Raw genomic sequence first — 14,252 nt, 5'->3', positions numbered from 1 at the left:
GATGGGTGAGATCGGCGGGGGCGCCGACGCTACGGCCCAGGTTAGCAAATCATTTCTCTCACCATTGCCCCGCCGTGGCCGGGTGGGGTTTCTCCGATCCATCGTTCGTCGGCGGGCTCGGAGGCGAGTTGGTAGCGGGAGTCGCTGGACATGCGGATTTCTCGCGAAGAGTTGTCGAGCGAGCCGTGGACAGTGAAAATCGAGAAGATCAGGAGGTCGCCCATCCGGTACTCAGGAGCGGTTAGAAGCCGGCCTCCCAGGCGCTTTCGCAGACCGGGCATGTCGACCCCGATCGCACCGAACATCGGGTGGCCGGCGGAGTCGGTTTGGCTTTTCCCGCCGAGGTTTTGACACGCCGTATCGACATCCATCTCGCAGTAGGAGCGCCTCAACTCCTCATTGCGGTTCGAGCCTTCCACGACGATGAGCCCTCCGACCTCCAGCGGCACATCTCCGAGCGGAGTCCAGGCGGTGTAAACGTTCGCAGTTCCGCGCCCCATGTAGACCACATCGCAGTGGGGGTAGGTCCCCTTGCCCGGCGCGATGGTTCGAAGCCACGTGAAGGTGTAGTGCATCGCCGGACCTCCCAAAAATTCGGAGAAGAACGCCATGATTTTCTCACCATAGATGACCCGCTCCAGCAGTGGCCGTGCCGCGCTGCCGTTGGCGATATCAGGACGGAAGTAGGTCGAGATTCCCGGCTTTGCCATCGCCGCTTCCAGCGGGAAGTCCGGGTCGAGTAGCCCGTCATCTTCCAGCACCTGGCAGATGGAACGCCTCACCGCTCGCACCTCCTCTCGGTCGTAAAAACCGGGCAGAAAGAGATAGCCGTCGTTGGCCATGCGGGTCCGTAACTCTTGCAGGTCTCCGATGGCGTCGTTGCTGTCGCGCAGCCACCCGAAGCTCTCAGCCGAAAGGTCAAGCTCCAGTCCGCCGGAAGTGAGGCGAGGCAAAGTCATTCTCTATTGTAGTGTCGTCAATATGTTTTCCCGGCAGGATGCCGGGGGGACACTTGAGAAGATGCCGCCTGGAAGGCGGCACTACGATATTCTCCTAAAATGCCTTTGCGTGCTCTGTTTTTTGACTTCGACGGGCTAATCGTCGACACGGAGACGCCGGAAGTCGAGGTTTGGCGGGAAGTTTTCGCCGAGCATGGGACCGAGTTCCCTGAGCAGTATTGGATCGACTGCATTGGGCGAGGGTCCGATCAGATAGAGGAGAAGCCGATCGCTCTACTCGCCCGCCTCGCCCCTCGATCCGCCGAGTGGGTAGCCGTAGATGCCGACCGGCATCACCGCGTCATGGCTCGAATCCATGCTCAGCCGTTACGCCCTGGAGTCGCCGAACTAGCCGAAGAGGCTCGACTCGCCGGACTCGTGTTGGCTGTGGTTAGCAGCAGTAGTCACGCCTGGGTCGATCCGCTTCTTAGGCGGCAAGGGATCCTTGACCGCTTCGGTCACCGCGTATGCCGCGACGACGCGGCTCGGGCGAAGCCGTTCCCTGACTTGTACTTGCTGGCATGTGAACGATGCGGAGTTCAGCCGTCGGAAGCGATCGCCCTGGAAGATTCGCCGAACGGCATCCGTGCGGCCAAAGCCGCCGGCGTCTTCGTCGTGGCCGTGCCCAATCCGATCACGGGGCAGCTAGATCTCTCGCACGCCGATGCGCGGCTCGACACCTTGGGCGGGGTTACCCTCAGCGACGTAGCGATCCTAGCGTCGCGGGCCCGCCGATGAAAATAGGATCATCGGCGAGACGCCGACGCTACGGGGACAGGAATTCGCTTAGCAGACGATGAAAGTGCCAGACGCCCAGCTCGCGGGTTGGGGAGAAGCGGCCTCGGTCGTAGAAACGGGATCGGACGCCGCGCTGGACCAGTTCCACCACCGCTTCGTCTTCCCGCTCGACTCGGTCGAGATCGCTGCCGGCGCCGCGGTCGAGCTTGTCTTCCTTCCAGACGTATGGCAGGAAAGAGACCTTGGTGAGGTCCGGGCCAAGCGGTCGCAGCACGTTTACCGAAAGTCCCCAGGGGTAGAAGTTCAGCATCGTGTTCGGGAAGATCCAGTAGTAATAGGCACTGATCGGCTTCCCGTAATCGGGTGAAGAGGAGGGCAGGTCGAACGTGTTCTCCGCTCCTTTCCCGTGGGCAAGCTGCAGGTTGCAGCGGTGGAACAGCTCCGAGTGGTAATTCCCGTAATCGAGGGTCTCATTCAGCGACGCGTGAATAAACGGAATGTGGAACCCTTCTAGATAGTTGTCGACGTAGAGGGCCCAGTTCGCGCGCACCGTGTAATCGCGTGCTCGCTCGGGGCGGTAGACGAATTCGTTCAGCGGCAGCCAGCCTAGCCGGTCGATGATGGGGCCATAGGTCTCCTCGAACGAATTCGCCGGCGCGACTCCCGCAAATAGCAGCTTTTCCCAAGAAGCGAACGCCGGCCTGGACAAATCGTCGGCGGGCGAAGGAAAGCCGCAGACCCCTTCGAACTCCGGCATATGTTGAAATCGGCCGTCGAGGCCAAACCGGCGGCCGTGGTATCGGCAGCGTAGGTACCGTTCGTTTCCGCATCCCTCCGCAACCTGCATCCCTCGATGGGTGCAGACGTTGCTTAGCAAATGAAGCCGGTCGTCCATGTCCCGTGTGACCACCATCGGCTCATCCAAAAACCCCTCCAGGAGAGTGAATGGACGGACCGCGCCGGGCACCTTGACATCGTCCGTGTCGCCAATGAACTGCCACGACCGCGCGAATACCCGTTCGCGCACCTGAGAGAACATCTCAGGGTCTTTGTAAAACGATGCCGGCAGCGTCGAAGCCTCTTCGATCCGGGGCTGAACGGTCAAATCCATGCGCAGGATTGTACTGCCACCCACTAAAAAGGCCGGGGCGAACCCCGGCCTTCTTCCCAATTGCTTACAGTCCGTTAAGACCGACCGGGCTACCGACGCCCGTGATGTAGTCCCAACCCGAGGTGGCACTGAATGAACCAGCGGTTCCGGAAGTGATGTCGCGGAAGTTGCCTCCGCCGAGACCCGCATAGATCCGGCTCAGCTCCGCCTGCGAGCTAGCGAGGTTATGGCCCGAGATATTGGCGATGCCAGCGACGCAAGGCGAGGCAAGGCTAGTTCCGCCGAACACCATCCAGCCCGAATACCCCTGGTAGGGGGTGCTGTCGTAAACCGAGCAGCCCGTATAGGGGTCGGCCACTAGCGAGACATCGGGCATTCCGCGCTTCGTTCCTAGAAGGGTGGCAAGGCTGTCCTGGTAAGACGGCCGGGCTTCGTACGTGCTGAGGCCGCCGCCGCTGCCATTCCACGCGGTCTCGCCCGTCACCACTCCGTTTACGTCGACATGGAGCGAAGTGCCGCCCACACCCACGACGTTCGGCGAGATCGCGGGGTAGCTCTTAACGCCGCCCGTGTCTCCCGAAGAGGCATAGAACGTAACTCCCGACTGAGTGAACGAATAGTCGTACGACGCTTCCGATGAGAACTCGCTGGCGCCGAAGCTCATCGACACCTGCTGCACCCCGGGAAGGGTCGCGGCTTTGCGCGCGGTGGCAAACATATCGGTCAAAGACGCCGAATTCGCCTCGACGAGGTAGATCTTTGCTCCAGGCGCCATCGAGTGCGCCCATTCGATGTCGAGAGCGGCTTCTTGACCCCACCCGGCGTTGGCCCTCGGCTGCTTGGTACCCTGGAAGACCACTTGGAAGACCTGGTTGCTGCTCGACGTAGCCGACGTCGAGGTCTCCTTGGCCAACCCAAATTGGGTGGCAAACACGTTGAAGTCGTTGAGAGACGAGGCGTAGTGATAGGCGTCCACGATCGCGATCGCCCCGCTTCCTCCCGTTGAAGGAATCCCATAGGCGGCTCGGATATCGGAGGGGTGGTAACCAGATGGTCCGGCAAAGGCCGCCAGAAGCGCCGGTCCACTCATGGCGACCGGAACCTCGGGGACGTCGCTCCGGATGAGCGGCGGGCCGATGTAGATGAGGTGGTGAGTATGGGCCCTGAGTCCGTGGTCTTCCGGCCGATCGATCGACGTGTCCGGAACAACGATGTTCCGGTCGACCCTTGAACCGGCAAGCGCCATGCCCGACGGAATAAGCAAAGCCGCAATCGCGGCTGAAGCATTGGCAAAGTTTCTCATGACAGTAGTCCATGCGCCTAAGCGGCGCCGGAGACCGCATGTTAGGACGGGGCCGCTATTTTGAGCAAGTGATTTTGCTGGGTATCATCGAAAATGTATAATAAGCGACAAAGCCGTCAGAAGCGACGGTTATTTACACGTTTAGCTAACGATAGTTGCGCATCTGCGGTATTTCATCCGCAGACGACGCTAAACGTGGACCCGGTTGATCAGCCCAACTCCCTTGGCCGCCCAGAGGAAGCCGCGGCGCATCAGCTCGCGAGGGTGTTCGGCTTCAAGAACGTCGCAATGGTGGCCGAGGGCGTTGTAGAAGACGCGGCCTTTGCCGTACATCTTCGTCCAAACCTGAGGCATCTTGCACGGGTTTTCGACGTGGGGACCGTCGACTCCGGGAGTCGGAAAATCGGTCGTAGCGAGAACCTGGTTGCCAGGGTCGGTGTGAAGGTAGTACTGCTCGCTAACCACCTCGAAATCAGGGATGCCGTCGGTGATCGGATGGGGAACGGCGGCGTTGATGTTCACGGTGTAGCGAACGCCGTCGTTGCCGGGATGAGCGACCCACTGTCCGCCCGTCATGAACTGCCACTCGGTGTCCACACGGAAGGAGTCGCACATTCCTCCATGGCATCCCGCGATTCCGATTCCGTCTTCGCGGACGGCGCGCAATATAGGATCGCGTTGAGCAGGCGTGATTTCGCTCATCGTGTAGATCGGTACCAGAAGATTCATCGACCGAACCTTCTCCTCGTCGGCGAACGTGTCGAGCGTGTTGCTCACCTCAACATTGAAACCTTCCCCCTTAAGAAGCATCTCAAAGAAGTGGGCCACCTTCTCCGGTTCGTGCCCGTCCCAACCACCCCAAACAATCAGCGCCTTTCGATCTGCCATGTTGGGGGAGGATACTTAATCAAATGAAACAATCGCGTTTAGCCCTCGTCGTTTTCGCTTCTCTCGCGCTTGCGGCCTGCGGCTTCGCACAGGAGCGACCCCCGACTCCGCCGCTGATCACGGTAAGCGGCAATGGCATCAGTCGATTCGATCCCGACGTGGCAACGGTCCGGCTCGGAATCCAGGCGCAGGGACGAACCGCCCGGGAGGTCCAGTCTCAAGCGAGCGGCACCGCTCAAAAGATTCTCGACGCGGTTGCGAAACTGGGCATCGATAAGAAGCAGATCCAGACGAGCACGCTCTCGCTCTATCCCGTCTTCTCGGAACCGAAGCCGGGGCAGACCACGGCGCCTTCGATCGTCGGATACCGGGCTCAGAACACCGTCTCCGTCCGAGTTGTCGACCTTATGAAAGTCGGCCCGGTCGTCGACGCGACCATCGCCGCGGGAGCGAACGAGGTGCAGGGAATCGAGTTCGGCCTGCGCGACGATCTGACCGCAAGGAAGAGCGCGTTGAGAGCGGCCGTCTTGGAGGCGCGCGGCAAGGCCGAGGCGATCGCGGAAGCTCTCGGAGTCAAGTTGGGCGACGTTTATGAGGTGAACGAAGGCGGGATCCAGGTCATGCCGCTGATGATGGGTCGCGCCATGGCGGCCGACGCCGTGGCAACCCCAGTCTCTCCGGGTCAGATCGACGTCTCTGCGACGGTGACGATCCGGTTCCGCTTCACCAAGTAGGGAGGGCGCCGGCTACAGCCTCGGGGTGTCGTTGATGGCGAGGTTCCCGGCGTCATCAACGTCCCGAAAGAAACATGAGCGGTAGTTTTCGTGGCAGGCGGCGCCGACCTGGTCGACTTTGAGGAGAACCGTGTCGAGATCGCAGTCGACGCTGACCGACCTCACCTGCTGGGTGTGGCCGCTTGTCTCTCCCTTCACCCAGAAGTTCTGCCGAGACCGGCTCCAATACGTCGCCCGCTTCGTCTCGAGGGTCCGTCGCAACGCTTCCGCGTTCATCCACGCCATCATCAGCACTTCGCCCGACGCATGGTCCTGCACGATCGCGGGAACGAGACCGTCGGCGTTGTATTTGATCTGGTCGAAGGCGGACACGAGGCCAGTTTACCGGCGTCGCCGCCCAGTTACCGCCGCAGCCTGCGGCGGCTGGGCTGCCGGCTGGAAGCCGGCGCCACGAAAGCCGGCACTACGATAGACTCTGCGAGATGAAGCACTGGGCATGGCTTTCCATTGACGCGAAGGCGACGACGGAAGATCTTCGTAGCAAATACCGGAGGCTGAAAGAAGGGGGCTTGCATGGAGTGTTCCTCGAAGGCGGGATCGATGCCCGTGAGTTTGAGATCGTACGGGAAGCCGGGCTGGAGCTCCACTCCTGGATGTGGACAACCAACCGCCGCGAACCGTGGATCCGGGAGAATCACCCCGAGTGGTTCATGGTTAGCCGGAGCGGCAAATCTTGCTTCGACCAGCCGCCCTACGTGGAGTATTACCGCTGGATCTCCCCCTTCCAGCCGGCCGTGCACGACTACCTACGTGACCGAGCCGCGGAGCTCGCCGCCCACCCGCTTGTCGCCGGCGTTCATCTCGATTACGTGCGGTTTCCGGACGTGATCCTGCCTCGGGCGCTGTGGGAAACGTATGGCCTTGACCAGACGGAGGAACTGGCCGATTTCGACTTCGACTACTCCGACGCCGCGCGAGCCGCCTTCCGGAATGCCACGGGACGCGACCCGCTAGAGATTGCCGATCCGGCCACCGATCAAGAGTGGCTCCACTTCCGTTACGAGGCGATCACCCAGCTCGTAGAAGGACTCGCGGAGACCGTGCACGCCCACGGCAAGGAGATCACCGCCGCCGTGTTTCCCACCCCGAGCATGGCCCGTAAGATCTGCCGACAAAGCTGGGACAAGTGGCCGCTCGACGCGGTCTGTCCGATGGTTTATCACAGCTTCTATAACCTTCCTACGGAATGGATCGGCGATGCCGTGCGGGAGAACATCCAGGCGGTGCGATTTCCGGTTTACGCCGGCCTATATATGCCCGCTTTCACCAGCGCGGACGATTTCGAGGCGGGAGTGCGCCATGCCCTTCACCGGGGAGCGGCGGGCGTGTCCCTGTTCGCGGCGAACAGCATTCTCCCAGAGCATTTCGAGGCGTTACGGCGAATAGCCGACAGCACGTAGTATCGGCTCACAGCCGATACTACTTTCGCTAGATATGGTGAAGCTCGCTCAGCGATTCGCCGAGCAGCATGCGCTTGATCGCTTCGCCGATGAAAGGCGCGGCGGGGAGGACGGTGATGCGGTCGGGCGCCATCGCGGCCTTAAGTTCTACCGGGATCGTGTCCGTCACCACGAACTCGTCGACCGGGGAATCGACCAGCTTCTTGATCAGTGCCTCCGTCGACATCTTCTGGTCCATCAGAACCGCGTGGGTCGCATACATCCGAACCGTGGCGGCGCCCGCTTCTTTGAGGAGCTGTGCGTCCTTGAGAACGGTATTGCCGGTCAAGATTTCGTCGTCGACGAGGATGCAATGCTTCCCTTGGACCTCGCCGGTAAGGGCCCGCACCGTCGGTGTCTCGGTGTGATCCGTCCGCGACTTATGGATGTAGGCGCGGTGGAGCCCGAGCGCGAATGGGAGCTCCTCATACCGCTTGGCGGCGCCGGCGTCGGCGAAAACGAGCACGCAATCGTCGGCCTTGCAGGTTTTCAGGAGCGAGTTTCGGATGTGCTGCACCATCAGCGGCGTCCCCGGGATCTCGTCCGCGGTCGGCAAGAAATACTGCTTGAGATGCGGGTCGTGTGGCTCCACGAGGAGAACCCGGCGGACCCCGAGAACCTTATTTAGGATTTCCGGAAGACGCTGTCCGAGCACGGAGATTCGGGGCCGGTTCTTTCGATCCGACCGGGCATACGGCATGTACGGAAAGACGAGGAACGTCTGCCGCGGATGGGCATTGTTCACGGCGTCGAGAAGCGCCATGAGCTCGACAAGACCGTCGCTTACCGGCGGCGCTTGCGTGTGCAGAACGACCACGATATGGTCGCGCACGTTATCTACCTGCACCTCGATGTTCTCGTTGGAGAAGCGGCTCACCCGGACGTCGCCAAGCTCGACGCAGTGATCCCCGTCTTGCCCTTCCAGGCGGCTCTCCAACTCCAGCATCACTTGCCGTGCGAGTTTTGTGGTGCCCGACGTACCAAAGAGCTTGACGTGAGTCCGCATCGCTTTCCCCTTGCGCCGCGGCATCGCGGCGTTAAGGAAGTATGGCGTATGAGGTTCCCGATGGGAAGTGGAAAACCTTCCCGCGTTGAATGAAAGAACTCCGGGTTTTCGGGCGCCGTCGCCCGAAAACCCGGAGTTCTTTCACACGATCAGTTTCTTTACGACTTCCCCTGAAACGTCTGTCAGCCGGAAGTTTCTGCCCTGGTATTGAAAGGTGAGCCGGGTGTGGTCGACGCCCATCAAGTGCATCAGGGTGGCGTGGAGGTCGTGGATGCTGACGGCGTCCTCGACGACGTTGTAGCCGAGTTCGTCGGTCTGCCCCAGCGAGAGGCCGGGCTTGATCCCGCCGCCGGCCATCCACATCGTGAAAGCGCGAGGATGATGGTCGCGGCCGGGATACGGGGAGCCGCCGCGGCCCTCGTTCATGGGAGTTCGGCCGAATTCGCCGCCCCAAATGACGATCGTTTCATCCAGCAAACCGCGCTGCTTGAGGTCTTTGATCAGCGCGGCCGCCGCCTTGTCGGTTTGCCCGCACATGTTCGGCAATGCGTGCTTGATGTCGTTGCTCTCGCCGTTTCCGTGAGTGTCCCATCCCCGGTGATAGAGCTGGACGAAACGGACACCACGTTCCACCAGCCGCCGCGCGAGGAGACAGTTATTACCGAAGCTTTTCTTCCCCGGCTCGGTGCCGTACATCTCGTGGATGGCGGCCGGCTCCTTGCTGATGTCCATCAGCTCCGGCACGCTCGTCTGCATGCGGTAGGCCAGCTCGTACTGCGAGATTCGCGTTTCGATCTCCGGATCGAGCGTTTCCTTCAGCTTCATGCCGTTCAAGTCGCGGATGGCGTCCAGCGTATCGCGGCGAACTTCGCGCGGCACGCCGTCCGGGTCGTTCACGAACAGGACCGGCTCGCCCTGAGAACGGAATTCGACGCCCTGATAAACGGAAGGCAGGAATCCGCTTCCCCAGCACGCCTTGCCACCGTCCGGATTGTTCTCGCCCGAGATGAGCACTACGAAACCGGGAAGGTCGCGGTTCAGCGTCCCCAGGCCGTAAGTCGCCCATGAGCCAAAGGCGGGGCGGCCCGGGAGTTGGAACCCGGTATTCATGAAGATCTGGGCCGGAGCGTGGTTAAACTGCTCCGTCGTCATCGAATGGACGATCGCCACCTCGTCTGCGATCTCTTTGAAATGTGGGAGCAGAGCGGATACCGAATGCCCCGACTTGCCCACCTGCTCAAACTTGTGTGGCGATCCCAGCAACCGGGGCCGCCCTTGGATGAATGCGAATCGCTCTCCCTTGATCAGCTCTTCCGGGCATGGCTGCTGATCGTATTTGTTCAGCATCGGCTTAGGGTCGAACAGGTCGAGCTGCGAGGGAGCGCCTGCCATGAAAAGGAAAATCACGTTCTTCGCCTTTGCCGGGAAGTGCGGCTTGCGAGGGGCGAACGGATCGATCTTCCCCTGCGGCGGAGCCGCCATCAACCCCTCCGCCAGCAACGACGAAAGCGCCACGCCGCCGATGCCATATCCCACCTGCTTAAAAAAGGTGCGACGAGTGATTTCGCGGAGAAGGAAGTCGGACATTAGATGATTGCTCGATTGCTTGATTACAGTTCGTTTTCCCCACCGCTAACCGCCAACCGCTAACCCTTCGTAATCGTTTCGTCCAGGTTCAGCAGCACATTTCCCACCATTGTCCAGGCGGCGTCTTCGGGGCCTGCGCCTAGCTTTTTCGCTTCGGCGGGGTGTTGGGCGTAGCGGGATTCTAACTTGGAGAGCAGTTGTTTCAGACGTCCGAGTTCCTCGACTCGTGGCTTGCGCCCCGTACAAAGGCGGAAGCCGGTCACAAGTCGGGCGTCGGTCGCCTTCGCGGCACCCCGCATTCGATTTCCGAGCGACTTCGCGGCGTCGATCATCTCCTGATCGTTAAGCAGCGTCAGCGCCTGCAGCGGGGTGTTGGTGCGGATCCGGCGGACGGTACACGATTCGCGGCTGGTGGCGTCGAACGCCATGTAGGCCGGATAGGTGGAAGTGCGTTTCCAGAAGGTGTAGATGCTGCGGCGGAAGCGGTCCGCTCCTTTGCTCGGCATCCAGGCCTCTCCGCTGTATGGGCTATCCCAAACCCCTTCCGGCTGGTACGGGTAGACGCTTGGCCCGCCGATCTTGAGGTTGAGCAGGCCGCTCGCGGCAAGCGCGGCGTCGCGAATCGTCTCGGCCTCCATTCGGAACCTCGGTCCCCGCGCTAACAGCAGGTTCTGCGGATCTTTGGCGATGAGAGCCGCGGTGGCGCTCGACGACTGTCGGTAGGTGGAAGAGGTCACGATGAGGCGGTGGAGCGCCTTCATGTCCCATCCCTTCGCGACGAATTCGGTGGCGAGCCAATCGAGCAACTCCGGATGGGTTGGCCGGGTCCCTCGCGTCCCGAAGTCTTCGCTCGTTTCCACGAGTCCGCGTCCGAAGTAGCTCTCCCAGATCCGGTTGACCTCGACCCGGGCAGTAAGCGGGTTCTTTGGATCGACCAACCATTTCGCGAGATCGAGACGGTTGGCCGGCTCCTTCTTCGGCGCCGGCAATACGGCCGGCGTGCCCGCCGTTACTTCCTCCGCCTTATCGAGGAAGCTACCGCGGTGTCGAACAAAGCAGGTAAGCGGCCCCTTCGCCGGCTTTTCTTTCATCACGAGGGCCGTGGGGACCGAGGCTTCCAGCTCCTCCTGCTTCTTCTTGAGTAGTGCAAGTTCGAGCCGCGGCTCCGCTAGCGGGGGAGCGGTCGTTTGGTAATAGTTTCGCAGCTCGTCGTTCTTGGCCCCTGCCTGCAGCAGGGAGCGAATCTTGTCCGGCAGGTAGGCGCTTACCGGCTCGGCCGCTGAGGTAAGCGACAACCGGAAATGACCCAGGGTGTGCGTGCCGAAACGCGATTCGAAACCGAGCGTCACACTGAACGCCGTTCCCGCCGGGATCGGCTTTGAGAGGGAGAACATCATCTCGTGCCGCTTCCCAATCTGTCCATCGACGGCCCAACCTTGAGTGTCGTCACCGACATTGAGCCGGTCGAGTGTCAGTCCCGCCTGGAGAAAATCGGTCTTGACGTTCGCTACGACAGGAGATAGGTCCCCCGCCGCCACCTGGATGCGGCTAACGACGAAGTTCCCGTTCCCGGCTCGCCCGGGACCGTTTGACGGCAGCGATGGATCGGACAACGCTTCCAAGCGAAACCCGGTGATCGGCTGGGGAGAGGCCGGGAACGCCAGGTGATACTGGCCACGGTCCGGATTCGCGCCGGTGGCGAGGATCGATTCGTCGGGTTGGACCACGAGGTTCACTCCCTGCGGAGCGATGGCGAGCGTCGGTCGTAAGGTGGTCCAGGTCGGCTGGGTCAGAGCCGCAGCGGCCCACGCCTCGAAAGCCGCGTCCGCCCCGGCGTACCTCGTGGTAAGCGCCTTCTCTTTCTCTGAAATCAAAGCGTTCAGCTTGGCTTGCTCGGCCGCCTGTTCTTTGCTCGGCACCTTGGTTTCCGCCTCAAACCACTTCTCTTCACCGATCGACTTCGGTCCGCGCGGGTACACCTCAGTGTTCGTGAAGAATGCGGCCAGCCGGTAGTAGTCCTTCTGCGTGAACGGATCGTATTTGTGGTCGTGGCAGCGCGAGCACGCCATGGTTGATCCGAGCCAGACGGTCGCGGTGGTGTCGACGCGGTCGGTGATGACGGCGAAGTGGGCCTCGGCTTGATCCACGCCCCCCTCTTCGTTGAACATCGTGTTCCGGTGAAAGCCGGTAGCGACCTTGTCTTGCAGAGTCGAGTTCGGCAGCAGGTCGCCGGCCAGTTGTTTGATCGTGAACTGGTCGTACGGCATGTTCCGGTTGAACGCGTCGATGACCCAATCTCGATAAGGCCAAGCGGTGCGGCGCAAGTCTTTCTCGTACCCGTTGCTGTCCGCGTAGCGGGCGAGATCGAGCCAAGAGCGCGCCTGCTTCTCTCCGTATTGCGGCGAGGCGAGTAGCCGGTCGACCACCCGCTCGTACGCATCCGGTCGCTTGTCCGCCAGGAAGGCGTCGATCTCCGTCGGCGTCGGCGGCAAACCTGTTAGATCGAGGGAGACCCGTCTCAGCAGCACTTCCCTCGAAGCTTCGGGCGAAGGATGGAGCCCTTCTTTCTTTTGGCGAGCAAGAACGAACGCATCGATCGCGTTGCGGACCCACGCGGACTTAAGCGGTGGCAGCTTTGGGCGAACTGGGGCGACATACGCCCAATGCTGCGCGACCGGCGCATCGAGCTGAGCTCCCTCGGCGATCCACTTTTCGATCGTCGCCGTGTCAGCCGCGGTCAGGGGCGGCAGCCCCATCGGCATTTGAGGTTTCCCGCCGAGCCCTTTGATCCGCACCAGCAGGATCGACGTGTCCGGATGCCCCGGCACCACCGAATGCCCCTTCAGGAGCAGCTTCCCACTCGTCACATCCAACCCCGCCGCCGCGCTCGCCCCCGAGTGACAAGAGGCGCAGTGCGCCTTAAGGATCGGCGCCACCTCCCGGCTAAAACTCGTCTTCTTCGTCCCTTGATCCGCGAAGAGAATCGTGAACGGCGTCAGGGCCAAGAGAAAGAAGAAAGTTCGCGCTCCCGAGCCACCTCTCCGGAAGGCAAAAGGCGGAAGGCAGACGGCGGAAAGATCCGGAGCCCCCTCTCCCTCCTTCGGATGTAAGTGCCGAAGGAGGGAGAGGGGGTTGGGGGTGAGGGAGTCCGGAATCGGCACAAGTTGCATTGGCGTGAGATCCACTGGCGAGCGGCCAGTGCTACGTCCGGAATTCTCCACCCCCACCCCCCTCCTCATCGCAGAGAAAAGATCTCGACCAGGACGAGATTTTAGGTGCGACGAGGAGGGGGCCCGGAAGATTCTCATCAATCGGTTAGCTAACCTTCCGGAGGCGGGTGATTCGCCCGATTGGGACCCACTCGGCGACGAGGATGTCTTTCTTGTTCATCCAAATCGACGCGTGCGGGTGGACGAACTTGCCGGGGATGAACTTCTCCCGCGGAGCGTCTCGGAGGCCGCTCGGCATCCCGTCGCCCAGGCTCGCCACCACACGGTTCTGATCGTCGAGGATCGTGACCACGCTGTCCAGATCCGGGACCAAGCAGAGTCCGTGGTTGTAGTGGATGTGGCAGGGCCGGCGCATGGCGTCGGTGATGAAGCCGATATGTTTTCCGTCGAGATCGAACTCTTGCAGCCGGTGATTGGCGCGGTCGGCGATCACCAACTTGGGCTCCTTCGACCGGGTATCGACCCAGAGCCCGTGCGGCTCGCGGACGAAACCCGCCTCGCTGCCCGGCTTGATCACCACTCCCTTATAGTCGCCGTTGGCGCTGTACCGGTGGATGTAACTGGAGCCGTAGCCGTCCCCAACGTACAGGTCGCCGCCGGGGTGGAAAGCCACGTTGGTCGGGCACCATCGATCCTCGCTGGGATAGACGCCGGACTCGGTCGGCACCCCGCGCTCCCACAAAACCTTGCCGTCGAGGGTGGTCTTCACGACCTTCCGACGCCGGGTGTCGCAGTGGTATAGGAATTCTTCCGATCCTTCCTTGCGGAGGTCGAGACCGTGAGCGCCGCCGCGGAACTCCGCGCCCCAGCTCTTCATGAACTTGCCTTGCTGGTCGAACATGAGCACAGCGTCACTGCCGACGCTGGACGAGTGGACGGTGTGCGCCACGTAGATGTGGCCGTGAGAGTCAGTCGCCAGCCCATGGGTATCGCCCCAGGCAATGTTGCTGGGCGGGGTAAGCCAGTCGTGATAGCACTCGTAGGTGTGCTCCCCATATCCCACGATCGGTCTCGCCGTCGTATTCTGCGCTCGCAGAGCCGCCGGCATCGCCACCCAAGCCACCGAAGCTCCCGCCGTCGCGAGGAAGCTCCGCCTCGAAATCCCATCGCCAATCATCGCTTACAGTGTAGGTTCCGGGAGACGTCTATGCCAAGGGG

Annotated in this window: 12 protein-coding genes; 3 read left to right on the top strand and 9 right to left on the bottom strand. The window is 61.6% G+C overall.

Annotation, left to right across the window (positions count from 1 at the left end; all coding sequences use genetic code 11):
- Positions 1-41: 41 nt before the first annotated feature.
- Complete coding sequence (locus OP10G_RS13510) at positions 42-959, bottom strand: phytanoyl-CoA dioxygenase family protein (RefSeq protein WP_025225349.1); 918 nt, start codon at positions 957-959, stop codon at positions 42-44.
- Between the two features lie 99 nt (positions 960-1,058).
- Here OP10G_RS13510 and OP10G_RS13505 point away from each other — a divergent pair, with 99 nt between their 5' ends.
- Positions 1,059-1,736 (top strand): HAD family hydrolase, encoded by a 678-nt coding sequence (locus tag OP10G_RS13505; RefSeq protein ID WP_025225350.1) that lies wholly within the window; start codon positions 1,059-1,061, stop codon positions 1,734-1,736.
- A 28-nt stretch (positions 1,737-1,764) separates the two neighbouring features.
- Here the strand turns inward: OP10G_RS13505 and OP10G_RS13500 are convergent, their stop codons facing one another.
- From OP10G_RS13500 to OP10G_RS13490, 3 genes are all read right to left on the bottom strand, one after another.
- Positions 1,765-2,847 (bottom strand): aromatic ring-hydroxylating oxygenase subunit alpha, encoded by a 1,083-nt coding sequence (locus tag OP10G_RS13500; RefSeq protein WP_038473096.1) that lies wholly within the window; start codon positions 2,845-2,847, stop codon positions 1,765-1,767.
- 64 nt (positions 2,848-2,911) lie between these two features.
- Positions 2,912-4,150: a S53 family peptidase gene (locus OP10G_RS13495; RefSeq protein WP_052547757.1), complete on the bottom strand. Its 1,239-nt coding sequence runs from the start codon at positions 4,148-4,150 to the stop codon at positions 2,912-2,914.
- A 189-nt stretch (positions 4,151-4,339) separates the two neighbouring features.
- Positions 4,340-5,038: a ThuA domain-containing protein gene (locus OP10G_RS13490; RefSeq protein ID WP_025225352.1), complete on the bottom strand. Its 699-nt coding sequence runs from the start codon at positions 5,036-5,038 to the stop codon at positions 4,340-4,342.
- Positions 5,039-5,061: 23 nt separating this feature from the next.
- Between OP10G_RS13490 and OP10G_RS13485 the strand changes: the two genes are divergently transcribed.
- The gene (locus OP10G_RS13485; protein ID WP_025225353.1) at positions 5,062-5,772 is read left to right on the top strand and encodes an SIMPL domain-containing protein; all 711 of its coding nucleotides are present in this window, start codon (positions 5,062-5,064) and stop codon (positions 5,770-5,772) included.
- Between the two features lie 12 nt (positions 5,773-5,784).
- Here OP10G_RS13485 and hisI read toward each other — a convergent pair whose 3' ends face one another.
- Complete coding sequence (hisI, locus tag OP10G_RS13480; RefSeq protein WP_025225354.1) at positions 5,785-6,144, bottom strand: phosphoribosyl-AMP cyclohydrolase; 360 nt, start codon at positions 6,142-6,144, stop codon at positions 5,785-5,787.
- A gap of 110 nt (positions 6,145-6,254) precedes the next feature.
- Here hisI and OP10G_RS13475 point away from each other — a divergent pair, with 110 nt between their 5' ends.
- Positions 6,255-7,232 carry a putative glycoside hydrolase gene (locus OP10G_RS13475; protein ID WP_025225355.1) on the top strand — a complete coding sequence of 326 codons (978 nt, stop codon included), beginning with the start codon at positions 6,255-6,257 and terminating at the stop codon, positions 7,230-7,232.
- A gap of 28 nt (positions 7,233-7,260) precedes the next feature.
- Here OP10G_RS13475 and OP10G_RS13470 read toward each other — a convergent pair whose 3' ends face one another.
- The 4 genes from OP10G_RS13470 to OP10G_RS13455 form a co-directional block, all read right to left on the bottom strand.
- The gene (locus tag OP10G_RS13470) at positions 7,261-8,301 is read right to left on the bottom strand and encodes a ribose-phosphate diphosphokinase (RefSeq protein WP_025225356.1); all 1,041 of its coding nucleotides are present in this window, start codon (positions 8,299-8,301) and stop codon (positions 7,261-7,263) included.
- 117 nt (positions 8,302-8,418) lie between these two features.
- Entirely contained in the window at positions 8,419-9,864 is a 1,446-nt protein-coding gene (locus OP10G_RS13465; RefSeq protein WP_025225357.1) for a DUF1501 domain-containing protein, read from the bottom strand.
- A gap of 59 nt (positions 9,865-9,923) precedes the next feature.
- Complete coding sequence (locus tag OP10G_RS13460) at positions 9,924-13,034, bottom strand: PSD1 and planctomycete cytochrome C domain-containing protein (RefSeq protein WP_025225358.1); 3,111 nt, start codon at positions 13,032-13,034, stop codon at positions 9,924-9,926.
- A gap of 145 nt (positions 13,035-13,179) precedes the next feature.
- Positions 13,180-14,211: an NHL repeat-containing protein gene (locus tag OP10G_RS13455; protein WP_025225359.1), complete on the bottom strand. Its 1,032-nt coding sequence runs from the start codon at positions 14,209-14,211 to the stop codon at positions 13,180-13,182.
- Positions 14,212-14,252: the final 41 nt, after the last annotated feature.

This window comes from Fimbriimonas ginsengisoli Gsoil 348 (assembly GCF_000724625.1).
In the GTDB taxonomy this organism is placed as follows: domain Bacteria; phylum Armatimonadota; class Fimbriimonadia; order Fimbriimonadales; family Fimbriimonadaceae; genus Fimbriimonas; species Fimbriimonas ginsengisoli.
Note: the sequence above shows the minus strand (reverse complement) of the source record. Positions and strands in the feature narration are given on the sequence as shown.